Consider the following 349-nt stretch of genomic DNA (forward strand, 5'->3'; position numbering starts at 1 on the left):
GCTGATCCTCGTCGACATGTTCTACGGCGCCAGCGGCGTGCGCGGACCAGGGCGGGGGTTCGAGGTCACCTATCGCCGGGCCAGCAACTATTTCACGATCAACAACACCACAGCGGGCGCGGTGTTTTCCTACAACGTCTTCGACAACGAGATGACCTGATGCGGTTGTTCTATCACGATGCCGAGGGCAGGCTGACCGGCCAGGCCTCCGGGGCCTTTTCGCCAGAGGAGTTGGTCGGCCTGGCGGAGCGTCAGCTGTTTCTCACGGTCCCGGACGATGCGGCCTTCGCCCAGAGCTATGTGCTCGACGGCGAGCTTGCCGCCCGGCCGGTGGCGCCGATCACGATCA

The 349-nt window shown here is 64.5% G+C and carries 1 protein-coding gene; it reads left to right on the forward strand.

Annotation, left to right across the window (positions count from 1 at the left end; genetic code table 11):
• Nucleotides 1-159: 159 nt before the first annotated feature.
• The coding region (locus WFK98_RS27430; protein WP_336802526.1) for a hypothetical protein at nucleotides 160-349 on the forward strand (190 nt) is incomplete at its 3' end.

This window comes from Kaistia sp. MMO-174 (assembly GCF_037147815.1).
Classification (GTDB): domain Bacteria; phylum Pseudomonadota; class Alphaproteobacteria; order Rhizobiales; family Kaistiaceae; genus Kaistia; species Kaistia nematophila.